General features: G+C 44.5%; 26 protein-coding genes. 24 read left to right on the forward strand and 2 right to left on the reverse strand.

Translation table 11 applies throughout. The annotated features are described in order from the left end of the window. Window positions 1-318 precede the first annotated feature (318 nt). The 6 genes from H591_RS0108205 to H591_RS0108235 all read left to right on the forward strand — a co-directional run bounded on the left by H591_RS0108205 (window position 319) and on the right by H591_RS0108235 (window position 4,848). On the forward strand, window positions 319-735 hold the full coding sequence (locus H591_RS0108205) for an MAPEG family protein (RefSeq protein ID WP_022966471.1): 417 nt from the start codon (window positions 319-321) through the stop codon (window positions 733-735). 79 nt (window positions 736-814) lie between these two features. Then, the gene (locus H591_RS0108210; RefSeq protein WP_022966472.1) at window positions 815-1,441 is read left to right on the forward strand and encodes a LysE family translocator; all 627 of its coding nucleotides are present in this window, start codon (window positions 815-817) and stop codon (window positions 1,439-1,441) included. 209 nt (window positions 1,442-1,650) lie between these two features. Continuing rightward, window positions 1,651-2,439, forward strand: coding sequence for a M90 family metallopeptidase (locus H591_RS0108215; RefSeq protein ID WP_022966473.1), 789 nt, complete (start codon window positions 1,651-1,653; stop codon window positions 2,437-2,439). A gap of 72 nt (window positions 2,440-2,511) precedes the next feature. Continuing rightward, on the forward strand, window positions 2,512-3,585 hold the full coding sequence (locus tag H591_RS0108220; protein ID WP_022966474.1) for an endonuclease/exonuclease/phosphatase family protein: 1,074 nt from the start codon (window positions 2,512-2,514) through the stop codon (window positions 3,583-3,585). 309 nt (window positions 3,586-3,894) lie between these two features. Further along, a complete protein-coding gene (locus H591_RS15985; protein ID WP_022966476.1) occupies window positions 3,895-4,044 on the forward strand; it encodes a lmo0937 family membrane protein in 150 nt (49 codons plus the stop codon). Window positions 4,045-4,449: 405 nt separating this feature from the next. After that, window positions 4,450-4,848, forward strand: a complete 399-nt coding sequence (locus H591_RS0108235) for a SirB2 family protein (RefSeq protein ID WP_022966477.1) — start codon at window positions 4,450-4,452, stop codon at window positions 4,846-4,848. Between the two features lie 11 nt (window positions 4,849-4,859). On the opposite strand, the gene H591_RS0108240 is transcribed toward H591_RS0108235, so the two are convergent. Continuing rightward, window positions 4,860-5,201: an EscU/YscU/HrcU family type III secretion system export apparatus switch protein gene (locus H591_RS0108240; RefSeq protein WP_022966478.1), complete on the reverse strand. Its 342-nt coding sequence runs from the start codon at window positions 5,199-5,201 to the stop codon at window positions 4,860-4,862. Further along, window positions 5,198-6,730 carry a flagellar hook-length control protein FliK gene (gene fliK, locus H591_RS0108245; RefSeq protein WP_022966479.1) on the reverse strand — a complete coding sequence of 511 codons (1,533 nt, stop codon included), beginning with the start codon at window positions 6,728-6,730 and terminating at the stop codon, window positions 5,198-5,200. The genes H591_RS0108240 and fliK overlap by 4 nt, the downstream gene beginning before the upstream one ends. A gap of 152 nt (window positions 6,731-6,882) precedes the next feature. On the opposite strand from fliK, the gene ccmA reads away from it, so the two are divergent. The 18 genes from ccmA (at window position 6,883) to H591_RS0108335 (ending at window position 22,047) form a co-directional block, all read left to right on the forward strand. Beyond that, the gene (gene ccmA / locus H591_RS0108250) at window positions 6,883-7,518 is read left to right on the forward strand and encodes a cytochrome c biogenesis heme-transporting ATPase CcmA (RefSeq protein ID WP_022966480.1); all 636 of its coding nucleotides are present in this window, start codon (window positions 6,883-6,885) and stop codon (window positions 7,516-7,518) included. Next, window positions 7,515-8,186, forward strand: coding sequence for a heme exporter protein CcmB (gene ccmB / locus H591_RS0108255; protein ID WP_022966481.1), 672 nt, complete (start codon window positions 7,515-7,517; stop codon window positions 8,184-8,186). Before ccmA ends, ccmB begins: the two co-directional genes overlap by 4 nt. 101 nt (window positions 8,187-8,287) lie before the next feature. After that, a complete protein-coding gene (locus H591_RS0108260; RefSeq protein ID WP_022966482.1) occupies window positions 8,288-9,043 on the forward strand; it encodes a heme ABC transporter permease in 756 nt (251 codons plus the stop codon). Continuing rightward, on the forward strand, window positions 9,040-9,216 hold the full coding sequence (gene ccmD / locus H591_RS0108265) for a heme exporter protein CcmD (protein WP_022966483.1): 177 nt from the start codon (window positions 9,040-9,042) through the stop codon (window positions 9,214-9,216). The genes H591_RS0108260 and ccmD overlap by 4 nt, the downstream gene beginning before the upstream one ends. After that, window positions 9,213-9,680 (forward strand): cytochrome c maturation protein CcmE, encoded by a 468-nt coding sequence (ccmE, locus tag H591_RS0108270; protein WP_022966484.1) that lies wholly within the window; start codon window positions 9,213-9,215, stop codon window positions 9,678-9,680. The genes ccmD and ccmE overlap by 4 nt, the downstream gene beginning before the upstream one ends. Beyond that, window positions 9,677-11,680: a heme lyase CcmF/NrfE family subunit gene (locus tag H591_RS0108275; RefSeq protein WP_022966485.1), complete on the forward strand. Its 2,004-nt coding sequence runs from the start codon at window positions 9,677-9,679 to the stop codon at window positions 11,678-11,680. The genes ccmE and H591_RS0108275 overlap by 4 nt, the downstream gene beginning before the upstream one ends. Next, a complete protein-coding gene (locus tag H591_RS0108280) occupies window positions 11,673-12,212 on the forward strand; it encodes a DsbE family thiol:disulfide interchange protein (RefSeq protein WP_022966486.1) in 540 nt (179 codons plus the stop codon). The genes H591_RS0108275 and H591_RS0108280 overlap by 8 nt, the downstream gene beginning before the upstream one ends. Further along, a complete protein-coding gene (locus H591_RS0108285) occupies window positions 12,209-12,682 on the forward strand; it encodes a cytochrome c-type biogenesis protein (protein ID WP_022966487.1) in 474 nt (157 codons plus the stop codon). The genes H591_RS0108280 and H591_RS0108285 overlap by 4 nt, the downstream gene beginning before the upstream one ends. A gap of 14 nt (window positions 12,683-12,696) precedes the next feature. Next, a complete protein-coding gene (gene ccmI, locus H591_RS0108290) occupies window positions 12,697-13,935 on the forward strand; it encodes a c-type cytochrome biogenesis protein CcmI (protein WP_022966488.1) in 1,239 nt (412 codons plus the stop codon). A 103-nt stretch (window positions 13,936-14,038) separates the two neighbouring features. After that, window positions 14,039-14,545, forward strand: a complete 507-nt coding sequence (gene greB, locus H591_RS15070; protein ID WP_022966489.1) for a transcription elongation factor GreB — start codon at window positions 14,039-14,041, stop codon at window positions 14,543-14,545. 530 nt (window positions 14,546-15,075) lie between these two features. After that, a complete protein-coding gene (locus H591_RS0108300; protein ID WP_156853163.1) occupies window positions 15,076-15,852 on the forward strand; it encodes a hypothetical protein in 777 nt (258 codons plus the stop codon). Between the two features lie 80 nt (window positions 15,853-15,932). Next, window positions 15,933-16,544, forward strand: coding sequence for a hypothetical protein (locus tag H591_RS0108305; protein WP_022966491.1), 612 nt, complete (start codon window positions 15,933-15,935; stop codon window positions 16,542-16,544). A gap of 115 nt (window positions 16,545-16,659) precedes the next feature. Further along, a complete protein-coding gene (locus H591_RS0108310; RefSeq protein ID WP_022966492.1) occupies window positions 16,660-17,160 on the forward strand; it encodes a hypothetical protein in 501 nt (166 codons plus the stop codon). 118 nt (window positions 17,161-17,278) lie between these two features. Beyond that, on the forward strand, window positions 17,279-17,611 hold the full coding sequence (locus H591_RS0108315; RefSeq protein WP_022966493.1) for a hypothetical protein: 333 nt from the start codon (window positions 17,279-17,281) through the stop codon (window positions 17,609-17,611). 119 nt (window positions 17,612-17,730) lie between these two features. Beyond that, a complete protein-coding gene (locus tag H591_RS0108320; RefSeq protein ID WP_022966494.1) occupies window positions 17,731-20,385 on the forward strand; it encodes a TrlF family AAA-like ATPase in 2,655 nt (884 codons plus the stop codon). 242 nt (window positions 20,386-20,627) lie between these two features. Further along, window positions 20,628-20,894 (forward strand): hypothetical protein, encoded by a 267-nt coding sequence (locus H591_RS0108325; protein WP_156853165.1) that lies wholly within the window; start codon window positions 20,628-20,630, stop codon window positions 20,892-20,894. 211 nt (window positions 20,895-21,105) lie between these two features. Further along, a complete protein-coding gene (locus H591_RS0108330) occupies window positions 21,106-21,504 on the forward strand; it encodes a hypothetical protein (RefSeq protein WP_022966496.1) in 399 nt (132 codons plus the stop codon). 24 nt (window positions 21,505-21,528) lie between these two features. After that, window positions 21,529-22,047: a YcxB family protein gene (locus H591_RS0108335; RefSeq protein WP_022966497.1), complete on the forward strand. Its 519-nt coding sequence runs from the start codon at window positions 21,529-21,531 to the stop codon at window positions 22,045-22,047. Window positions 22,048-22,632: the final 585 nt, after the last annotated feature.

Consider the following 22,632-nt stretch of genomic DNA (forward strand, 5'->3'; position numbering starts at 1 on the left):
TGCGGTGGCTTTTTTATGCCTCTGGAAAAACTAATAAGGTATGGATGGTCCGACTCGTTGCCGCTGGTTTTTTGTGCTATTTGGGCGCTAAGCAGTGCCGTCCAGAGAAAATGAGCAGTGATTGGGTCTTTATAATAGAGGCTTTAGTAAGGATCCAAATAATCAAAAAACCGTGTTTTAGTTGTTCATTAGAGATATTTAAACAGTTGAACTGCCAGCACATAATGGTTTTAAATCGTTCGCTTCGCTCAATAGAACGTGTTAAAAAAGCGCCTTAGTCTATTTGCTAAGCCTCATTAAATAAAAAGGAAAGCCATTATGTTTGCCTCGTACTCTGTCGCTTTTTGGGGAATATTGACGCTTATTTTAACTGTGCTCGTGCAAAGCATGGTTGCCGCAGCGTCAAAGGCTGCACAGCCAGGTGCTATCCCAGGAAAAATGGATTCAGCGTTAAGTCACTCTTCCTTTGTTTTTCGCTCCAATCGTACCTTTGGCAATTCATTGGAAAACATCACGGTAATGCTAGGCGCTGCAATTTTAGCGGTCATGGTCGGCGCTGATGCATATTGGACTGGAGTGGTGATTTGGATTATGGCTTTAGCCAGAGTGCTGCACATGGTTCTTTACTATGCGATTGCTACAGAAAAGAATCCGAGCCCACGCAGCTATTTTTATCTCATTGCGGTGCTGGCTAATATTGCTTTACTGGGCTTATGTGCGTTTGCGCTTATCTGAAAATAATATTTTTAGCCTAGATTGAACGGGTGAGATTCAGGATTGGCTTTGACAAAATAACTGTCAACGGAGGTGCTGTTTGGAATTGCTGCAAGGTTTAATACTGATTTCATCGATTCATTTATTGGCTGCTGCATCGCCAGGTCCTGACTTTGTTTTGGTCTCTCAGCAAACCCTCAATAACGGTAAAAAAGCAGGGCTTATGTGCAGTATTGGTATTGCACTAGGCTTGTCTGTACACATCATTTATTCGGCGTTTGGCTTGGCGGCAGTGATTGCGAATTCGGCAAACATGCTGTGGTTTATCAAAATCGCCGCTGCTGCTTACTTGATTTATCTTGGAGTCAAAGGACTGAAAGCAAAGCCTAAGAGTCAGGTTGAAACCGCCAATATTGCCAAGAGCTATTCGGCGAAGAAAAGCATTGCTGTTGGTTTCTTGTGCAATGTATTAAACCCTAAAGCGCCCATTTACTTTGTCTCATTGTTCACGGTCGTGCTTTCTCCAAATATGCCTTTGTATGAAATTGCTATTTACGGTATTTGGATGATGGTTATTCAGTTTTTTTGGTTTGTATTGGTGGTTGTTGCTTTATCGCGGCCAGCAATCAACAATCGTTTTAAGCTGTCTGGGCACTGGATTGATCGTGTTTTAGGTGGCGCAATGATTGCTCTTGGGATAAAGGTCTTGACTACTCGTCTTAACTAACACTCTTGCCTGTTAGTTACTGTTAAATCGGTATAACTGTCTTGCTCATGCGTTAGAGAAAAGACTAAAAAAGCATCGGTGGTATCAACATCACAGCCGTACGTGAGGATCAGTGATCTCCCGAGAAAATTAACACTGTTGCTGTATAGTTCAGAGCATAACTATTGTGCAGTATTGAATATAAGCCTGAGCTGGGATGTCAATTGACCATGTTTAAACGATTAACTCACTGGCTAGAAAATAGACGGATTAATAAGCTCGGCTTTACTGCAGCGCAATGGGAGTCGGCTATTGCAGACTGGCCGGTGATGCTGCGCTATCAAGGTGCAGAGCGTGACAAATTACGTGATATGACGTTTCGTTTTCTCGCGCAAAAAAGCTTCACATCAGGTGCTAGATTTCAGTTTACTGATGCTATGGGTCTGAAAATAGCCACCATGGCGTGTGTGCCTATTCTTCATCTTGGGCTTGATTGGTATAAGCGTTGGCGCACAGTGATTATTTACGAAGGTGGATTTGTGCCGAACCGCGCTTACCGCAGTCATGACGGTGTCATCCACTCTAAAGGTCCCGCGTTAAGTGGTGAGGCTTGGTTTCGAGGACCGCTGATTTTGTCGTGGGATGCGGTCAATGAATCTGGCGCACAGGCTGCTAATGGCAAAGCCAGTAATGTCGTGATTCATGAAGTGGCGCATAAGCTGGATATGCTGCGTGATGGTGCTAACGGTGCGCCGCCGATGCATCCCAATATGCGCTCTGGTGAATGGCATCGTATTTTTACCGCTGCATGGGATCGGCTGCAAGCTGATTATCAACAGCAGCGTCCTTTGCCGCTCAATGAGTATGGATTGACCAGTCCTGCTGAATTTTTTGCGGTGTGCAGTGAGACCTTTTTTGAAGCGCCGACAACAATGCAAGAACACATGCCGGAAGTCTATCGGTTGCTGTGCCAGTTTTATCGCCAGCAGCCGGTGCCGATTGCGACTCCTAGCATGTGAACTATCACTGTCAGTGTGGCAATGCTAAAAGTGCTATCGAGTCGTGTAGAAAAATAAGTAACAGGACATTTTATGTTAATAATAGCTGCTCTAGTTACATTGCTTATTGTGATTGCTACTGTGCTGCCGCTGTTTAAAAATCCACACTGGATTATTCGCAGTATGGACTTTCCACGGCTGCAAATTACTTGCCTAGCTGGGCTTTTGCTCTGCGTTCATTTTATTTTTCTCGATCTGCAAGAAAGTGTGACATGGTTTTTGCTTGTGGCAAGCGCGCTATGTTTTTTCTGGCAGTTGTGGTGGGTTTTGCCTTATACGCCGATTTGGCCGTATGAAGTAAAAGCCTCTGCGCTAACTGATCCGAATCAGCAACTCAGTATCATTACAGCCAACGTGCTGCAAACAAATCAAAATAGCGCTGCACTGATTGCTCTGGTTAACCAATATCAGCCAGATATTTTGGTCACTCTAGAATCAGATCAGTGCTGGCAGGACAAGCTGCAGGTGCTCGAAACCCAGATGCCCTATAGCGTCAAATGTCCTCTTGATAATTTATATGGGATGCATGTGTATTCTCGGCTGCCTTTTAGCCAAGAGGTTATTTCTTACTTGGTTGAGGATGATATTCCATCGATTCATTTTCATTTAAGGTTACGCAACGGTGTGCAAGTGCAGATGCATTTTGTTCACCCAGCGCCGCCCAGTCCCACTGAAAACGCTGAGTCGGCAGAGCGCGATGCTGAGTTGATTACCATTGCGAGAAGTGTCTCTGAAACAGAAGGCCCGGTAATCGTTACCGGTGACCTGAATGATGTAGCGTGGTCAGCGACTACTCGGCTGTTTCGCAAGATTAGTGGCTTACTTGATCCGCGTGTGGGTCGAGGAATGTTTAATACGTTTCACGTTAATTTTCCATTTTTGCGCTGGCCGCTGGACCATCTGTTTCATAGTGCGCACTTTACCGTGCAGCACATTAAACGTTTACCAACGATTGGTTCGGATCATTTCCCACTCTACAGCATGCTCACCTATACGCCGGCCATGAGTGAGCAACAAGAAGGGCTGACAGCCTGCAAAGATGATCGCGAAGAAGCTAAAAATATCTCTAAAGAGAAAAATGTCAGTAAGGATGCTGTGCCTAGCTGATGCTTGAAGAGCAATACAGCCCTAATAGGCTGAAACTAAGTGATATGGACACAGCTCTTAAATCGCTAGGATTCATTGCAAAACAATATGAAGCTTAGCCGATTTTCTAAAGTGCTAATCAGATCTACTGTGCGATAAGTTTTTTATGGGATTTATTTATATATTTATTCGTAGCTTGTTGAATATAAAGGTTTAATTGCTTTCACTTTTTCTTAATTACTAAAGGCTAATAAATTAAAGCTGAACTAAAATAATAACCTGCTATCAAAAGTTCTGAAGTCGATGTTCAACAGAAGAAGGATGCATATTATGTTATATACAATCGCACTGGTACTTTTGGTTCTATGGGTTTTAGGTTTGGTTTCGTCGTATACCATTGGTGGGTTCATTCATATTCTCCTGGTGGTTGCGGTTGTTATCATCTTGTTGCGTGTGATCAGCGGTCGTAAACCCTTATAGCCAATAGAGCTAAATAGGTTTATTGCTGACAATTACTCCCGCAGCAATCGATTGCTTACAAGATAGCGCGTTATCAAGAAATTGACAGCCGCCTAACAATGCCGTGACAGTCACGAACTCATCAGAAGTTCAAAGCCTGTCGCGGCATTTTTCGTTGTATCGAACATATCGTGATGAGTCGCTAAGGTCAGTCATTATAAGAAAATGTGAACATCTTGGTGCAGTTACAGCTTGGTCCCAGTGTGCAAATAAACTCCCGTTTTGGATGTGTCCTGAGATACCTGTTTCTAATCAAGAGCAAACTCACCAATAATCTTTAAAGTATTGAGCAAGGTTAGCTGTCGAATTCTGTGTTAGTGAGCAGTTAGACGTTTAAGGCTATCGGGTGCAAGCTTAGGGGGCACTATGCTGGTTGAGAATTACCAAATCATTAAAAATATTCACATTGGTTTGGCTTTATTGAGCGGTAGCTTATTTGCCGTACGTGGGTTGTGGGTGCTGATAGTAGGCAGTGGTGCACCATTGCAGCGCAGCATCAATCGAGTCAGCTATGTCGTTGATACGGGTCTTTTAATCGCTGCTTTATTACTTATGATTATTTTTAGTTTTGCGCCACTGTCGATGGCCTGGTTACAGGCAAAGCTATTTTTGTTGGTGTTGTATGTAGGGTTCGGTGCGCTGGCTTTTCGTGTTAAGTACAGTTTGCAGTTGCGCTGGCTTGCTTACTTGATTGCTTTGTTATGCTTTATTGGGATGTATTATTCAGCGCGTTTGCACCAGCCGTTTGCTGGTATTTTCAGTTGATAAACTGCACATTACTCATCTTTGTCGTCTGCGGGTTGCTGGGTGAGCAGTAGGGTTTGTTCGCCTGAGTGTGTTTTGGTGTAAAAGCCAGCTGGTGCTTTACCTTTTAAATACCAAGCAAAAGCAATGATTTCGGCAACGGTTTGATAGAGTGCTTCGGGTATGGCATCGCCAAGTTCAAGGCGTGCCAATAAGCGCACAAGATCGGCGTTTTCATAAATAGGCACTTCATGCTCACGGGCAATTTTTATAATCTCCTCGGCTAACTCGTCATTGCCTTTGGCGGTTAAGTTAGGAGCATTACTGCCATCGTACTTAAGGGCTATGGCTTGCCGCTGATTGTTTTTACTCATGCTAAATCGTCAATCCAACGCTGTTGTAAGGCGGTTTTCGCACCTTGTGGTGGTGTGCCTTGATGGCAAGTTAAGTCTTTAACGGTCAGGCCTATGGCCAATAGTCGATCGCGTAAATGTTTGAGTTCATGATCAATAAACTCTGCAGTCGCAATTTTTTGTGCCCAGAGTTGACTGGAAATACAGCCATCTTGCAAGCTGGCTTGAATATGCAGAGGACCGAGCGGTTCAAGATCGAAGCTCAAGTCAATTTTCCAGACTGAAGAGACAGCTTGATCGGCTTGCTGTTTGGCAGACTCCTCATGCTGAAATTTTAATTGGATGGGTACCATGTGTTGCAGGTCACGAGCAGGAACTTCCAGCTGCCATACCGTCACTTGGCTACCATCACTCAGTGTTTGTGTTTGTCCTAAGCTAGAAAGCTGGTGCGTTTGCAGACGAGAGACTGCTGCAGCGGCTAAACGTAGCATCGCACCTAGATCATCTGGATTGTCTAAGAGCTGTAGCAAGCCGCTTGGTAAAGGAAAACGCATGGCTTGTTCACGCATCTGCAACTTACTGCCACCTAATAGTTGTTCGCGCATGAGGCTGGGGAGTGCTTGCGCTAACAAAGCGCTTTGCGAGGCAGTAAGGCTTTGACTGCTGCTAGGCAACAGTGGGAGTAATTGCCCAATTAAGCGCAACAGATTCGCTTTGATATCTTGTTGTGTACTGTCTAAAGCGCCATTCGCTAAGCGATTTTCCATTTGTGCGCCGCTATTAAGCAAGGCTTGCGCGAGCTTTTTAGGATCAGATAGCTGGCTCAGTTCGGGCATACTGGACAGTAGTTGTTGAATGATTTTTTGCGTTTCCGGAGAAAGATTGCTTAACGATATCGTATTTAAACCTTGGAACAGTTGCTGTAAAGAGCCTTGTTGGCTGAATTGTGTTTGCAGTTCTTGATTGACAGCTAAAGGCTCTAAACGAACACTTAAAGGTTGGAAAGTTATTTGCTGGGCATGATCAATACGGGCATTCAATATGCTGTTCAGTGGTAATGATTTGGCGCTATCAAGTTGTAATTGTTGCCCTGCCAAAGCGCTATTGGACACGCTAATAATAATTTTAAAGCCACCTTGCGGATTAACCTCGACTTGGGTCACTTTGCCTTGTAATAACGTGCCAGGTGCAAGTAAAGCGGTATCAATTCGATTGGCAATGATGGCTTTATCATTGGCGAGCAGATTAAATGTAAGTTGTTGAGCGGATAATGCTGTAACGGTCAGGTTGTTACCTACCGCAATCGGTTGTGTGGTCTGAGCCTCTATCGTACGGTACTGACCATTAGGTAACGACAGTTTCAATAGCACTTGGAAAGCTTGCTGAGCTTCACGTAAGGCAAGAACTTGAGCTTGTGTAGAGTCACCGACCTTTAGTTGTGCAGGTAATGCTTGCAGTAGTTGTAAACTATTGGCGTTAGCTGGCGCTACGGGGCGTTGCGCGTTTGGAATGCTCGCAGAAGGGCGGGTTGAAGAGATTTCATTGGCCATTTCGTTTGCAACCTATTGTAAATGCCTGCCGCGCTGCTCGTGCAGCTGTGTATAATCGCGACTCTTTAGACGCGACTCTTTAAAACGTCTGCTTGGCAGTATAACTGCTCTGCTGAAATTGACTGGAAACTTTTGCTGAAGGCGACGTGTTTGTGACAGAAGCTTATCTTGAAACGGTTGATTTAGCCTGCGAGCGTGACTGGCGCCTATTGTTTGAGCGCTTAAATGTTCGCGTGCAGCCGGGTGACATGCTGCAAGTCAGTGGCCCCAATGGCAGTGGTAAAACCAGTTTGCTGCGCTTGCTGTCTGGATTGATGCATCCGAGTGCTGGCGATGTGTTAATTAAAGGCGAGAGTATTCAGCAGCAACGCGGTGAGCTGGCGCGCAACTTGTTGTGGCTTGGGCATGCAGCGGGCATTAAAGGGTTGCTGACGGCAGAAGAAAACTTAAGTTGGCTCGCGGCCTTACATCATGGCGCCAGTCGCGAACAAATTTGGCAAGCGCTGGCGGATGTCGGCCTGAAAGGCTTTGAAGATGTACCTTGTCACACCTTGTCTGCCGGCCAGCAACGCCGCGTTGCTTTAGCCCGACTTTATTTAGACGCTCCGGCTTTGTGGATTCTTGATGAGCCCTTTACCGCTTTAGATAAACAAGCTGTGACACAGTTGGAGCGCCATTTAGCGCAGCACTGTGAGCAGGGTGGCATGGTGATCTTTACTACTCACCATCACTTGCAAGACCGTCCAGCAACATTTCGCGAACTTGATTTAGGACAGACTGCTTTATGAGTAATGTCTTTACCCTGTTGCTTGTACGGGAAACACGTTTGATGTTTCGACGACCGGCTGAGTTGGTGAATCCATTGGTATTTTTTTCCATCGTGATTGCCTTGTTTCCATTGGCAGTTGGCCCAGAATCGCAATTATTGCAAACCATTTCCCCAGGTTTGCTCTGGGTGGCAGCCTTGCTCGCGGTCTTGTTATCATTGGACGGATTATTTCGCAGTGATTTTGAGGATGGCTCGCTTGAGCAATGGGTCGTTTCGCCGCATCCGTTAGTGGTGATGGTTCTTGCTAAGGTGCTGGCGCATTGGCTGTATTGTGGTTTGGCATTGGTGATGTTGTCACCCTTGTTGGCCTTGATGTTAGGCCTGCCAACGCAGCACATACCGACTTTATTATTGTCACTGTTATTAGGTACACCGGTATTGAGTTTGCTTGGCGCAGTCGGTGCGGCCTTGACCGTAGGTTTAAAGCGCGGCGGAATATTATTGGCATTGTTGATTTTACCGTTATACATTCCCGTGCTGATTTTAGGCAGCGGGGTGATTCAAGCGGCTTTGCAAGGACTGCCAACCACCGGTTACCTGTTATGGATGGCCAGTTTGACCATGTTGACTCTGACGCTAGCACCGTTTGCGATTGCTGCGGGTTTGCGCATCAGTGTGGCGGAATAAAGTGTGTAACAAATTGAATGCGGCATGATAAAAACCTTGGCAGATCAGCACTAAGGTTGTCATGCAAGACATAATTGAATTGAATAACTGTGAGTATCTCGATGAATTGGACGTGGTTTCACAAACTGGGCTCGCCAAAGTGGTTTTACGAAATCAGCGGACGCTGGTTGCCGTGGTTGAGCATCAGTGCAGCTTTGTTGATTCTGGTTGGCGCGGTGATGGGCTTGGCCTTTGCCCCACCTGATTATCAGCAGGGCAATAGTTTTCGGATTATTTATATCCATGTTCCTGCCGCTTTTTTAGCGCAATCGACGTATATCTCGCTGGCAATTGCCGGCATCGTCGGCTTAGTCTGGAAAATGAAAATTGCCGATGTTGCAGTTCAGCAAGCTGCGCCGATTGGTGCCTGGATGACGGTTATTGCGCTGCTGACGGGTGCCGTTTGGGGTAAGCCAACTTGGGGCGCGTGGTGGGTGTGGGATGCACGTCTGACTGCGATGCTGATTTTATTGTTTTTATATTTCGGAATTATTGCTTTAGGGCATGCCATCACCAATCGTGACAGCGCAGCAAAAGCCTGCGCTATTTTAGCGATTGTCGGTGTTGTTAATATTCCCATCATCAAGTACTCGGTAGACTGGTGGAATACGTTGCACCAGCCCGCGACTTTTACCATTACGGAAAAGCCTGCGATGCCGATGGAAATGTGGTTGCCGCTGTTGATCATGACGATTGGTTTTTATTGTTTTTTCGCCGCAGTGCTATTGATGCGTATGCGTATTGAAGTGTTGCGCCGTGAGTCGCGCACACGTTGGGCGCAAGCTGAAGTGGCACGGCAGATTGGGAGAAGCGCATGAGTTTTGATTCGTTTTCTGAGTTTTTAGCGATGGGTAATCACGGCGTATACGTGTGGTCGTCGTACGGCATCAGTTTTGTAATCTTATTATTGAATGTGGCTCTACCCATCTTAGCCCGTCAACGTTATTTGAAAAATGAGGCGCGTCGTTTGCGTCGGGAGGCTCAACAGTGAATCCGGTTCGTAAAAAACGTCTAATTATTATCGTTGCCATTTTGTTAGGAGTGGCAGCAACCGTTGGCCTAGGCCTGACAGCCTTACAACAAAACATCAATTTATTTTACACCCCAACCCAGATTGCTAACGGCGAGGCACCACAAGGCGCGCGTATTCGTGCTGGTGGCCTAGTGAAAGAAGGCTCGCTGACCCGTAGTGAAGATTCGTTGACGGTTGATTTTGTCGTGACTGACGGTGATGCCGACACCGGTATTCAATACCGCGGCATCCTGCCTGACTTGTTCCGCGAGGGGCAGGGCATTGTTGCTTTAGGTCGTTTAAATGAGAACGGCGTATTGATCGCTGATGAAGTACTGGCCAAGCATGATGAAAACTACATGCCGCCTGAAGTCAGCAGCGCCTTAGAAAAAACCGGCATGCTGAAACATTATGAAGATGGCCAAAAGGAAGCAAGAAAATGAGTAATGCGGCGTTGTTTGTGCCGGAGTTGGGACACTTAGCAATGATTCTTGCTTTGTGTTTTGCTGTGGTGCAGTCATTTTTTCCTTTGGTTGGCGCATGGCGCGGCGATCATAAATGGATGAGCCTCGGCCAGCCAGCCGCTTGGGGACAGTTCTTGTTTCTGGCGTTTGCGTTTGGTTGTTTGACTTGGTCATTTATGGCCGATGATTTCTCGGTGGCTTACACCGCATCTAACTCCAACAGTGCGCTGCCTTGGTTTTACAAGTTCAGCGCAGTGTGGGGGGCGCATGAAGGCTCCTTGCTGTTATGGGCGCTGATTTTGTCGGGCTGGACCTTTGCCGTGGCGATTTTCTCACGTCAACTACCAGAAGAAATGCTGGCGCGAGTCCTGTCGGTAATGGGCATGGTCAGTGTTGGCTTCTTATTGTTCTTGATCGTGACCTCCAATCCGTTTGAGCGTTTATTGCCACAAATGCCGCTTGATGGTCGCGACCTTAACCCTCTGCTACAAGACTTTGGCTTGGTCGTACACCCGCCAATGTTGTACATGGGCTATGTCGGCTTCTCAGTTGCTTTTGCCTTTGCTATTGCTGCATTACTCGGCGGTAAGCTGGATGCAGCTTGGGCGCGCTGGTCACGTCCGTGGACATTAGTGGCTTGGGCGTTTTTAGGCATAGGTATTGGCCTTGGCTCTTGGTGGGCCTACTACGAACTCGGTTGGGGCGGCTGGTGGTTCTGGGATCCAGTAGAAAACGCGTCCTTTATGCCTTGGCTCGTCGGTACGGCACTGATTCACTCATTGGCAGTGACGGAAAAGCGTGGTGTCTTTAAGAACTGGACCGTGTTGTTGGCGATTGCAGCCTTCTCATTGAGCTTGCTTGGTACTTTCTTAGTACGTTCCGGCGTACTGACCTCAGTACACGCCTTTGCTGCTGACCCTGAGCGCGGTGTATTTATCTTGGTGTTCTTGCTGGTGGTTGTAGGTGCATCCTTAACCTTGTTTGTGATGCGCGCGCCGGTAGTGAAAAGTAAAGTAGGTTTTGGTTTCTGGTCAAAAGAAACGCTACTGCTGATCAATAACATCATTTTAGTCGTGGCTACCGCGATGGTGCTGTTGGGTACGCTGTATCCGCTGATTCTTGACTCCTTAACCGGCGCTAAGCTGTCGGTCGGCCCTCCGTACTTTAATGCGCTGTTTGTTCCTTTAATGGCGATCTTAATGCTGACCATGGGTATCGGCGTGACCACACGCTGGAAGAACACGCCAGGTCAGTGGCTGATTAAAATGCTTGGCCCAGTATTGCTACTCAGCGCGGTCTTAAGCGTTGCGGGCAGTCTGTTGTACCGTGATTTCAATATCGCCGTGCTTGGCTTGTTCTTTATCTGTGCTTGGGTGTTGCTCGCTGGTGCGCGCGATATCCTCGATAAAACCCGACACAAAGGCCTCTTCAAAGGCATGCGTTCATTGACTCGCAGCTATTGGGGCATGCAGTTGGGCCACCTCGGTATGGTGTTGATGGCTGTTGGTGTGGTGTTATCCAGCCAATACAGTGATGAGCGCGACTTGAAGATGGCACCTGGTGATTCTCTAGAAATGGCCGGTTACCGTTTCGTCTTTGAAGGTGCTGAGCATTACGAAGGTCCTAACTTTATTTCTGATAAAGGCAGTGTCCGCGTCTTTGAAGGCAAGCGTGAAATTGCGCTGCTGCACCCAGAAAAACGCCTCTATGTCGTGCAGCAAATGCCAATGACCGAAGCAGGTATTGATGCCGGCTTCACTCGCGACTTATATGTCGCGATGGGCGAGCCGCTGGAAAATGGTGCGTGGGCGATACGTGTACACATCAAGCCGTTTGTGCGCTGGATTTGGCTGGGTGCGTTATTGACAGGTCTGGGCGGATTCCTTTCCGCAATGGATCGCCGTTACCGCGTGAAGGTCACCAAGAAAGTGAAAGACACGCTTAACCTGACTGAAAAAGGGCAGAGCGCACATGTCTAGAGGACGTTTAATCGCCGTATTTGGCGTACTGCTAGGGGTGGCATTATTTGCCGCGATGGCGCTGTTTGGTATCAACAATGATCCAAGCGAATTACCTTCAGCGTTAATCGGTAAGCCTTTTCCAGAGTTTTCTACCAACTCAGTTGATGATGCTGATGCAGTGATTACCCGCGAGGACTTATTAGGCCGCGCGGCCTTAGTCAACGTTTGGGCAACTTGGTGTGTCTCCTGCAAAGTTGAGCACCCAGTACTCAATGACTTAGCCAAACAGGGCGTGGTGATTCACGGCGTCAACTACAAAGACAACAACGCTGATGCGCAGCGCTGGCTCAAGGATTTTTTAAACCCTTACCAGCTCAACATCAGTGATCCGAAAGGCACTCTTGGTTTAAATCTCGGTGTCTATGGCGCGCCGGAAACCTTTCTGATTGATAAGAAAGGCATTATTCGCCACAAGTTTGTTGGTGTCGTGGATAAGCGAGTATGGCGTGAAAAGTTAGCGCCGATTTATCAGGAGTTAGTTGACGAATGAAGCGCTTTATTTATGCCCTCGGTTTAACCCTGGCATGCTTCGGCACGGCGCAGGCATCAATTGATACCTATGAGTTCTCCACTCAAGCGGAGCGCGATCGTTACCGTACGCTAGTGGAAGAGCTGCGTTGTCCAAAATGTCAGAATCAAAACATTGCCGATTCTGATGCGCCGATTGCCATGGACATGCGTGATGAGATCTTTAAGAAACTCGAAGAAGGTCAAAGCAACGAGCAGATTGTTGAATTTCTGGTTGACCGCTACGGTGACTTTGTACGTTACAAACCACCCGTTAACAAAAAAACGCTGATTCTCTGGTATGGCCCTGCTGCGTTCTTAACCTTTGGTTTTGCGATGGTTGCGATGATTGTTATCCGTCGTCGTCGCTCAACACGAACAGAACAAAATGAGCAGCAGCTGTCTAGCGATGAAAAAGCTCGCTTGTCAGACATTCTTAAGCAAGATAAGTAGGATACCCCATCGTTATGACACAGTTTTGGATTTACGCCGCGCTACTATTGTTTGCAGCGTTGATGTTATTACTCTGGCCGGTACTGCGCGGTCGTAAAGATCAAGCTGAAGAAGATCGCACAGCACTCAATATTGCTTTGTATGAAGAGCACATTGCCGAACTCGAAGCACAGCACGCCAATGGTGCGCTGTCGGCAGATCAACTCAAAGAAGGGCGTCTTGAAGCCGACCGCGAGTTGCTTGACGACACTGATGTTGGCCGTCCTAAGCAGAGTGTAAACCTCGGTAATGCATTGCCTTTAATTGCCGCCCTGTTAGTGCCCATTGCCGGTTTAGGCTTGTATTTGCATTGGGGTGCCAGCGAAAAAGTTGAATTAACCCTGAGTCTTGCCGAGCAGCCAAAAACCGTTGAAGAAATGATCAAGCGTCTAGAAGACACTGTGCGTTTGCAGCCAGAATCAGTTGATGCGTGGTACTTCTTAGGCCGTACTTATATGTCTGAGCAGCGTCCTAAAGAAGCTGCACATGCTTACGAGAAAACCATTGAGTTGGTTGGCCGTCAGCCTGATTTACTCGGGCAGTGGGCACAGGCGTTGTACTTTGCCAATGGCAATAAATGGACGGCTGAACTGCAAAGTTTGCTTGACGAAGCATTAAGTCAAGACCCCAATGAAGCAACCAGCTTAGGTTTGCTGGGTATTGCCGCCTTTGAAGATAAGCGTTTCCAAGATGCGATTGATGCCTGGACACAGTTGTCTAAATCACTTGACCCACAAGACCCATCCTATCAAGCGATTCAGACCGGTATTGAACGTGCGCGTAGCAGTTTAGCTGAAACGCCACAGGCCAGCGCTGAGGCCAATGCCAGCCAGGATACAGCGACTGCTGAGCCTGCACCGGCGACAGTCAGTGATTACAAACTGCTGGTTGATGTCACCATTAGCGATGAAGTGCTCAAGCAGGCAGCGGCCACTGATACTGTATTTGTTTTTGCCCGCGCTGAAAGTGGCCCGCCCATGCCGCTCGCAGCTAAACGCCTCACCGTGGCTGATCTGCCAGCCAGCATTGCGCTGACGGATGAAGACTCCTTGCTGCCACAGTTAAAACTGTCCAGCATTGGCCGGGTAAAACTGCAAGCCAGCGTTTCCAGCAGTGGCGATGCGATGCAAGCACAGTGGTCGAGCGAGTCGATTTTGATTGATGCCACAGAAGAGGGCGTTAAACACCCTTTACGGATTGATCAAAAGAACTAAGTAAACCGAAGCTGTGCAACTAAGCCGCTGACCTGTTGTAAGGATAAGCGGCTTAGTAGTTTTTGCCTGTTAAGAAATGTCAGAAAATATTTGAGCATTGATCATGACTAGAAAACTATTAACCGCCGAAGGCTACGCCAAACTTAAAGACGAACTGGAGTATCTGGTTCGTAAACACCGACCAGAAATCACCGAAATAGTCTCTTGGGCTGCCAGCCTCGGCGATCGCTCAGAAAACGCAGATTACCAATACAACAAACGCAAGCTGCGAGAGATCGACCGAAGAATCAGACACTTAACCAAATTGTTTGAAGTTGCAGAAATGGTTGAGTACAGCCCTGTACAAGAAGGCAAAGTCTACTTTGGCGCGTGGTGCGAGCTTGAGAATGATGACGGAAAAATTGTTCGGTTTCGTATCGTTGGTGATGAAGAGATTTTCGGCAATAACGATTACATCTCCCTCAAATCACCAATGGCCAAAGCCTGCTTAGGCAAAACAGTCGATGATGAAATAACTGTACACACCCCAAGCGGTGAAGTGCACTGGCACGTGGTTAAAATTGGGTACAACATCGAAAGCCAGCCTGATAGCGATACCAACTCAAACTAGCTCATGTTTAAAGCATCATAAAAAGAAAACTTGTAGCTTGCAAAGCACTTGCGCTGATCCAGCGCGAATATAATCCAACAATATCGCTTTATTTAAACAAGCCCAGATCAGCCTTGGTCAACAGCGCCATGCTTGAGCGACATAGAATTGATTAAAATAATAACCAGCATGCTCGTTTACCCGTTGCAGCATGCACGCTTTTGCACAAAAAAATATACAAAGCCCTTTGAAAACATTAAGTTATAGCCCGCCTCGGCGTAATAGTAGGCATGGGCAAGGAGTGTTTTTGTGCATGCCTGTTTTACGGCCGTTATTTGAGTGGCTGGTGAGCTAAAAGACTAATGTAAACAATGGCTTACTTTTAGATAAATCAAGTAGGCCTAGCGGCGAAACGCGCATGCTTGCTAATATAATGTTATGAGGGCTAAGTTATGACTGTGACACCCCACCTGTTTGGTAGGGCCGGCGACGTTTATCCCAGGGTACTCAGGGATGTCGTTGGTGAGGCATCTGGAACAGCATACTCGTTCATGGAGATTGAACAGTTTGAAACCTTGCTACCCAGCAAAATGAATCAGGTCTATTGGGAAGAGATCCTATATCGAGCGCATTGGGCGGCCGTCGCTAATTCAATTCGCCACCTTCGCTGGTTTGATGCATGTGTCGTTCATTCGACTACGCAGCCAAACTACTTGGCATTTTGCGCAGCCTTGCGGGGGCTACTTGAATCTGCAGCTGATACAAAACATTCTCTAGAAGCAGTTCCTATTACAATCGCTTCTTCTGCCGGTAATATACTCAAAGCATTAGACGGAAAACTAGATGGTTCTTTCTTCATTAGTACTGAGTTAGAGAACTGCCTGATACATTTCCACCATGCTCGGAAGGTTGGAAAAGAAGAGGACGCGCCACCCACTCACAGGGCTGAAACAGCTGCGAAATATGTAAGCGCGTTAGATCATTCACAATATCCCGTAAAAGCACTGTACTCAGAGCTTTGTCAGGTAGTTCACCCTGCGGAGCCCTCACTGCATTGGCTTTCACATGTAAGTGAGAATGGATGGGAAGTCGGAGCGCAGGATGATATCGGAAGCATCCATAAACTGGTTGATCGATACAAAGAAAGCATAAGCTGGATTCAGCAGAATTCGGGCAACATCACCATCCTTTTGTGTCAGGTGCTAAATTCGTTGCCACGAAAACAGCTGCATATTGAATCTGTGAAGCCGTGGAACATGAGTGAGCTTCCGGTACACCGAAAAATAAAAAATGAGTTTGGCCGGCACGGTGTCCAATGGCCATCATAACAATTCGCGTAAGGCGGACGTCCCTGTCGGGCCGCCGCTTCGCTCCGCGTTAGAGCATTACAGAAGGTAGAGATAGGACGATGGATAAGCTTTTGTACCAATTTATTGAGAATCTCAGTGCGGGTGATCTCTGGTACGGGTTTTTGATGCTTGGGGTTTTTTACATTCTCAAGAAAGAGCCATTTAAAGTTTTTACCCATTTTTCAGAAAAAAAGACGAAGGACCTTTCGCAGGCTCAAGCATTACTGGAAAGTGGGAAGTTGAGTAAGGATGCAGATAATTTACTTCAAGAGCATATCGAGCAGGAACTATTTGTTAAATATTATGGGATCCGTGCGGGAAAGGAGATGCGTTCTGCTTTACTTAAGTTTTATAACAAAAATCAAGCCGAAATCGGCTGGCACGACCTTCGTCGCGCATATTCGTCTATTTATTTAGATGGAACGAAGGTTAAGGTTAATATTAAGTGGTGGGAACACCCGATGCGATGGTTAGTTACTGCTATTAGTTGGAGTATTGGGGCATATGCGATTTTTGTGCTTATTGTCGCGGCTGTTGCAAGGACAGAAAACCAACTACATTTCTTTGGTCTTAGCATTATGGCCATTTTTCTTCTCGTGCTAGCGTTGTTTTTCTCGAGCTTGAATTGGCCCTATCATAGCGCCCGAAAGGTGTTGGCGGGGCAGAATTGAGCTCTAACAAAACCAAGCACCGCGACAGCTTTTTCGTTGCGGCTGCGCCTCCACTATAAAGCCACGCGTGTTGGCGGCGTTATGTTTCTCAGTTTAACAATTGGAGTTAACTGTCATGTCGGATGACACTGAAGAATCTAAAAAGGATAAGGCCTTTACGCATTTAATGCGTGAGCAGTCCGAGATCCTTGAAAATTATGGCAAGAAGGCTGATAAGTTGATGCAATCCATCCAGAACAACTTTGAAAAGGATTATTCATCTTTCTGTGTCGGAGCAGGTGGACTGGCGGTAATAGCTAGTGTAGGGCTGGTTGTTTTAGATAAGTCCATTAGCTTCTCCATCATGCTGTCAGTTCTTGGATTTGCACTCCTTATAGCTGGCGTGGTGCTAAGGGTTATTTCTGCAAAGATAAGGCTTGAATGTCTACCAAAAATTCTGGAGCTGGAAAAGGATATTGCGCAAATTCAATTCAAACAGAAAATTTCTTATCGGTACTGGCTAGGTGAGAAACCTCATAAGCTCGATGAGGATAAGTTCAGACTTCTGCTGGGACTTGATATCAAAAGTGCGCCGAAAGACGATGAAGAACCCAGATTGCTTACGAGTGAAGAATAAACATAACAAACAGTTCCTGGGTAACCAAATCATCTCGCCATGCCTTTTGCAAACGACGCAAAAGCCACGTCAACATGCTTTGGTGTCAGAACATGGGCGTTATGCATAAGGAGAAATAATGGAGTCATTTAATGCCGTCCATGACCTCATGGAAGCACATAATTTAAAATCCGATCAATTTGGCAATTTAAATTTTGAAGCTTTTGTCGAGTATCATAGTTCTGCTGGGAGCGCGTCAGAAGTAACAGCTGTCAGGATCATACGTAATGGCTACCAAGATGGACAAATAAGCTTGGAGGAGTCAGGCGATTTAGTTGCAGAAAACTATCACCTAGATTTCACAACACAATATCAAAAATATAGCTTCTCAGAAGTGGATAATAAATTGTTTGTGTCGGGCAACTCACCCAAAATGGGCGGTAAATATAATGTCGCTATATCTCCTGTGTAACTGCATAACAAGGACAATCACAAACGCCGGCAAGCTGGTTGGACTCGCTGACGCTCGCCTGTGTTGGAGGCGTTATTAAACCCTGCTAGCTTTGGTGTTAAATTTAAGGATATAAATATATGAATACGGCTGTTGAACACACTAGGGCTAAATTCTGGAAGTGCGCATTACAAGTAAACCCTTCAAGTTATATACAGTACCGAGGGCAAAGTCAGGATATTTCAGAAGATAACTACAACCAGAGATTATTAGAAGTCTGCCTTGAGGAATCAATAAAGGTTGTGGGAATAGCCGACCATGGCAATGTTGATTCTGTGATGAAAATTAAATCAACCTTTAATGCGCAAGGAGTCATCGTATTTCCGGGATTTGAAATTGCATCTAGTGAAAAAATACATTTAGTTTGTTTGTATCCAGAAGATACAAGTCTTCAAACTTTAAATAATTATTTGTATGAGTTTGATATAGATACTTCCAACGGTACAAAGCCATCAACTAAAAGTGCTGACTTTATTCTGTCAACAGTTATCGAAAAAGGTGGCTTTGTGTATGCCGCACATTGCACAGATGACAACGGGGTTTTGAAGCAAAAATTAAACAATATTTGGAAAAATCCGAATTTACATGCAGCACAAATCCCTACTTCATTAGAAGCATTAAAAGAGCAAGGTGATCAAGCAAATCACCAGATCCTTCTAAATAAAAACCCTGATTATAAGCGTGAAAAAAAGATTGCGATTATAAATGCTAAAGATATAGAAGGCCCTGAAACATTAAGGAAAGAAAATGCGACTTGCTTGGTGAAAATGACAGAGCCATGCTTTTCCTCATTTAAACTAGCGTTTGCAGATTCTGAATCCCGTGTTCGCCTCAACTCCGATATTAAAGAAAAATATTACTCTAGAATAGAGTCTGTTAGGTTTGTTGGTGGGTTTCTTGATGGAGTTAATATAAACTATTCCGAGCATTTGAATGCTTTAATAGGCGGTAGAGGAACAGGTAAATCGACTTTAATAGAGTCAATGCGCTATATTTTAAATATTGAACCTATTAGTAAAGAAACAAAAGCACAACATCTTAAAGTTATAAAACAGAATCTTGGTTCAGGGTTCGCTGAATTGACTGTAAGATCAGCAGTAAAACATGGAAAATTATATAAAATATCAAGACGCTATGGTGAATCTCCAATAGTAAAAGATGAAAGCGGGTCTGTTTCTACTTTTTCTCCTAGAGATTTATTACCCAATATTGAAATCTTTGGTCAAAATGAAATCCATGATATCGCCAAAGAATCAAGTGAGCAGCTAAAAGTAGTAGAGCGATTTCTAAATACAGATAAAATTGAGCAAGAGTCAGGTATTTCAACAATTAAAGAGTCGTTAGTTGTAACAAGAAATAATATCTCTGATTTAACATCTAGCGTCTCTAGCTTGGAAGCTGATATTGAAGAATTGAAAACTCACGAGGAAGATGAAAGTAGATATAAAGAGCTTGGAATAGACCAGCAATTGAAGCTATTACCAATCGTTGAGTCGGAAAGAAGTACTTTTAAAACGGTTTCAGAAAAGATAAAAACGTTAAAGGAGGCACTAAAAGAGTTCTCTGAATCTATCCCATGCGATAATTTTATTACCGAAGAGTCTATTAAGGAGTTTCCAGATAAAATAATATTTGAAAATGCTAAATTAGCCCTAGTTGAATTGAAAAATAGCCTCAATCAATCTATTGCAAAAATGGAATTGGATTCAGAAAATTCTCAGAAGAAGATAGAGTTACTTGATAAAGAACTTCAAGAAAGCATAGATAAACAAGAAGACTCCATCACTAAAGAGTTTAGAAAGTTGGCTCCTGTTGAAGGTTTAACTGGAAAACAAATTGGAGAACAATATCGGGATCTAATTAAAAATATCGAGAGATTAAAACCTAAGCGTGCGGAACTTGTAACTGAACAAGGTAAACTGGACAAAGAAGTAGCTAAAAGACATGCTCTACTGGCTGAGTTGTCCGAGAAAAAAACTAACAGAGCGGCAGCCTTTGAAAGGGGCGTAAAAAAGTTAAATAGAAAATTAAAGGGTAATATAAAGGTAAATTATTCAGCAGAAAAAAACAGACTTGGATTAATAGAACTTATCGTAAGTTATCGTTTATCTGATGTTGCTGAGGGAAGGCTTTCTTGGATGAAAGAAGTAGAGGAGTTCTCTGCACCTCTATTAGCAGAGACTATCAAGAAAGGACAGGATGCGTTATTAGGGAAAGATTGGGGGATGACTTCTACTACCGCTAATAGATTGTCAAAAATCAGTAATAAACAAATAATGGAAATTGAAGAGTTTAAGATCGATGATTTGGTTAGTATTGAGTTGAATGTTTCGAGTATTGAAGAGCCCTTATATAAAAAACTTGATTCATTATCAACAGGTCAACAGTGTACAGCCTTATTGCACATGCTCTTACTTGATAATCAAGATCCTCTGCTATTAGATCAACCGGAAGATAATCTCGACAACGCATTTATAGCTGAAAGAATTGTTTCGCAAGTGCGAGATGCCAAACTAACTAGACAGTTTATTTTTGCTACACATAATGCAAATATACCTGTTTTTGGTGACGCTGAATGGATTGGGGTTTTGGAGTCAACGAATGAAAATGCAACGTTGCCCATTCAAAATCAAGGTTCTATAGACCAGCCAAACATTCAGAATCTTGCGGCCAAAATTCTTGAAGGTGGTGAAGACGCATTTAATCGAAGAAAAGAAAAATATGGCTTTAAGTAAGGGCTAAATAACAAGTCGTTTAAAAGGACAAAAAACAGTTGGTTTTTGCTCCTTCGTCGTTAATTTTAATCAACAATTTTTTGCCTCTTAACGAGGCGTTAGACAATTCAAAAAAAAATGAAACTATGCGTGAAGTAAATAACAAGGAATTGAACCCCAAAGAAACACTGAGAATCCTGTGGCGAGGGTTCATAATAAGCGTGGCATCAGTGCTTGCGGCATTAGCTAAAAGGAACAAATAAATGGGTGTACCTACAATAATGGTGATTGCATTCTTCGGCGGAGCGATCATTCAACTTTTATTCCGTTGCTTGCCTGTTTCTATTGTAGTACCAACTACTGCACTGTCTTTATGGATTCTATTCACTGAGTTCCTACAGCCTTATAAAGGTGGTGGTGCATCTATGTGGCCTATTGCACTATTTTTTGTCATCGCGTACTCGGCCATTGGTGCTGGTGGTGGAGCGCAGCTTATGGCTGTGATTACCAAGACAGGCAAACCCAAATAGATATTTATTTAATAGGTGCAATTTTATATTTAATATATGCATTTTCGTAGGCGGTATCTGGCAATGCGGCTCAGTACTTGAGCGGAATTATCACAGTGTAGCGCCACAATTTTCTAACAAGGCCAGGCACGGCGAAGCCTTTTCCGTTGCGGCTTTGCCTTCACTACAAAGCCGCGCATGCTGGCGGCGTTAGGTGCTTTCCGAGTAGCCGATGAAAATATTCAAACGCATTATAAAATTACTATTGGTCACTTCAATATTTGGTCTGATATTTTCCATAATGTACAGCGGCGTTATTTTAGAAATCACGAATAATAGCCAAGCCACCATAAAAGACGTTTCTATTAATTACGGCAGAGGAAGTTATCTTTTGCCAGAATTAAAGAGTGGAGAAACGGTAAAAAAGAGAGTTGGTAAAATTGGAGAAGGTGCTAACTTTGAAATAACATGGAAATCTGGAAATAATAACGCTGGTAGCGTGACATATAGCGTTTACTTCATAGATTTGCTCTCTCCAACGAGAATATCTATAACCTTTCCAAACGAAAATTCCGCATTATTAAAGTACAGTGGAAGAACATATAAATCGTATTTTAAATCTGGTACTTAATATAATATTATGGCAAGGAGATTTATGAGAGTTACTACCGACATCAGTAAAGCAGATTTGGTTCGTTTTAACTTGGCAATCTTGCCGAGACTAAGGTCTACCTACGTAACTATATTAGTCATTACTGTATTTGTATTTGGATATATCTGCTGGAAAAATGGTATCCCCCAAACCCAAAGCAACTGGATAGCTTTCACAATAGGCTCTGTTGGTGGTGGTGTTTTCGGTATGCTATTTGGTGTCATTTGCTCGATAATTTCTATTTTACTTATGTCATCTAGAAATAATGGAATCCTTGGTCATCATGAATATACACTTACAGACGAAGGGCTCCATGAGAAAACTTCTGCTAATGAGGGGGTTAGCAAATGGGCTGGTGTAACCAAAGTGAAAGTCACAGGTCCGTATTTGCTTTTTCAGATAGCGGGCTACTTATTCCATATAGTGCCAGCTCGTAGTTTCGAGACTAAAGAACAATTTAGTGAGTTTGTATCACTGTCAATGGAGTACTGGCAAAATGCACATAACAAACGCGTCAATTAGGACGCACACAAGCTAGTGTCTATTACTCGGGTGTTAGGGATCTTATGCAAAGCACTGTACTATTCATTACTATCTCGGCTTTAGTCTTACTAATACCGTTTTGCATAGTAATTTTTGTAGTTAAGTTAACTAGGATTAAAATTCCAAAAAAAACTAAAGGTTACTATGCAAGTTACATACTACTCGCAGTAGCTGCAGTATTTCTTGCGGGGGCTACTTGTCATATGTGGGGACAGATAGCATCAGGCTCTATTCGCTTTCAAGCCAGAAGTATGAATACTCCTTGGTTGTTTTTATACGAAACTCAGCCATTGTATTTTTTAGGAATGTCAGTTTTTTACATTGTATTTATCTTGGTAAGCATCGGTGCGCTTGTAATAATGCATAAAAAAATAGAAGCTCATTTCCGCAAGAAACTCTGACAACTGTTTCAAGCCGTTCGCTTCGCTCACTAGAGCGGGCTCAAGCCTGACACTTAACCAAATATTAGGTTTTGCAGCATGAAAGTATCAACAACATCATCGTCTCTACAGAAAATGAGCTTCATTGGTGGGAGCCAACCGCTATGGAAGGCATTCTGGGTTT

Origin of the sequence: Denitrificimonas caeni DSM 24390 (assembly GCF_000421765.1) — a bacterium.
Classification (GTDB): domain Bacteria; phylum Pseudomonadota; class Gammaproteobacteria; order Pseudomonadales; family Pseudomonadaceae; genus Denitrificimonas; species Denitrificimonas caeni.

Bases quoted from the DNA above. Each gene is read 5' to 3' on its own strand.
- H591_RS0108205 (WP_022966471.1), top strand. From the start codon at position 319: ATGTTTGCCTCGTACTCTGTCGCTTTTTGGGGAATATTGACGCTTATT.
- H591_RS0108215 (WP_022966473.1), top strand. From the start codon at position 1,651: ATGTTTAAACGATTAACTCACTGGCTAGAAAATAGACGGATTAATAAG.
- H591_RS0108220 (WP_022966474.1), top strand. From the start codon at position 2,512: ATGTTAATAATAGCTGCTCTAGTTACATTGCTTATTGTGATTGCTACT.
- H591_RS15985 (WP_022966476.1), top strand. From the start codon at position 3,895: ATGTTATATACAATCGCACTGGTACTTTTGGTTCTATGGGTTTTAGGT.
- H591_RS0108235 (WP_022966477.1), top strand. From the start codon at position 4,450: ATGCTGGTTGAGAATTACCAAATCATTAAAAATATTCACATTGGTTTG.
- H591_RS0108240 (WP_022966478.1), bottom strand. From the start codon at position 5,201: ATGAGTAAAAACAATCAGCGGCAAGCCATAGCCCTTAAGTACGATGGC.
- fliK (WP_022966479.1), bottom strand. From the start codon at position 6,730: ATGGCCAATGAAATCTCTTCAACCCGCCCTTCTGCGAGCATTCCAAAC.
- ccmB (WP_022966481.1), top strand. From the start codon at position 7,515: ATGAGTAATGTCTTTACCCTGTTGCTTGTACGGGAAACACGTTTGATG.
- H591_RS0108260 (WP_022966482.1), top strand. From the start codon at position 8,288: ATGAATTGGACGTGGTTTCACAAACTGGGCTCGCCAAAGTGGTTTTAC.
- ccmD (WP_022966483.1), top strand. From the start codon at position 9,040: ATGAGTTTTGATTCGTTTTCTGAGTTTTTAGCGATGGGTAATCACGGC.
- H591_RS0108275 (WP_022966485.1), top strand. From the start codon at position 9,677: ATGAGTAATGCGGCGTTGTTTGTGCCGGAGTTGGGACACTTAGCAATG.
- H591_RS0108280 (WP_022966486.1), top strand. From the start codon at position 11,673: ATGTCTAGAGGACGTTTAATCGCCGTATTTGGCGTACTGCTAGGGGTG.
- H591_RS0108285 (WP_022966487.1), top strand. From the start codon at position 12,209: ATGAAGCGCTTTATTTATGCCCTCGGTTTAACCCTGGCATGCTTCGGC.
- ccmI (WP_022966488.1), top strand. From the start codon at position 12,697: ATGACACAGTTTTGGATTTACGCCGCGCTACTATTGTTTGCAGCGTTG.
- greB (WP_022966489.1), top strand. From the start codon at position 14,039: ATGACTAGAAAACTATTAACCGCCGAAGGCTACGCCAAACTTAAAGAC.
- H591_RS0108300 (WP_156853163.1), top strand. From the start codon at position 15,076: ATGGAGATTGAACAGTTTGAAACCTTGCTACCCAGCAAAATGAATCAG.
- H591_RS0108305 (WP_022966491.1), top strand. From the start codon at position 15,933: ATGGATAAGCTTTTGTACCAATTTATTGAGAATCTCAGTGCGGGTGAT.
- H591_RS0108310 (WP_022966492.1), top strand. From the start codon at position 16,660: ATGTCGGATGACACTGAAGAATCTAAAAAGGATAAGGCCTTTACGCAT.
- H591_RS0108315 (WP_022966493.1), top strand. From the start codon at position 17,279: ATGGAGTCATTTAATGCCGTCCATGACCTCATGGAAGCACATAATTTA.
- H591_RS0108320 (WP_022966494.1), top strand. From the start codon at position 17,731: ATGAATACGGCTGTTGAACACACTAGGGCTAAATTCTGGAAGTGCGCA.
- H591_RS0108325 (WP_156853165.1), top strand. From the start codon at position 20,628: ATGGGTGTACCTACAATAATGGTGATTGCATTCTTCGGCGGAGCGATC.
- H591_RS0108330 (WP_022966496.1), top strand. From the start codon at position 21,106: ATGAAAATATTCAAACGCATTATAAAATTACTATTGGTCACTTCAATA.
- H591_RS0108335 (WP_022966497.1), top strand. From the start codon at position 21,529: ATGAGAGTTACTACCGACATCAGTAAAGCAGATTTGGTTCGTTTTAAC.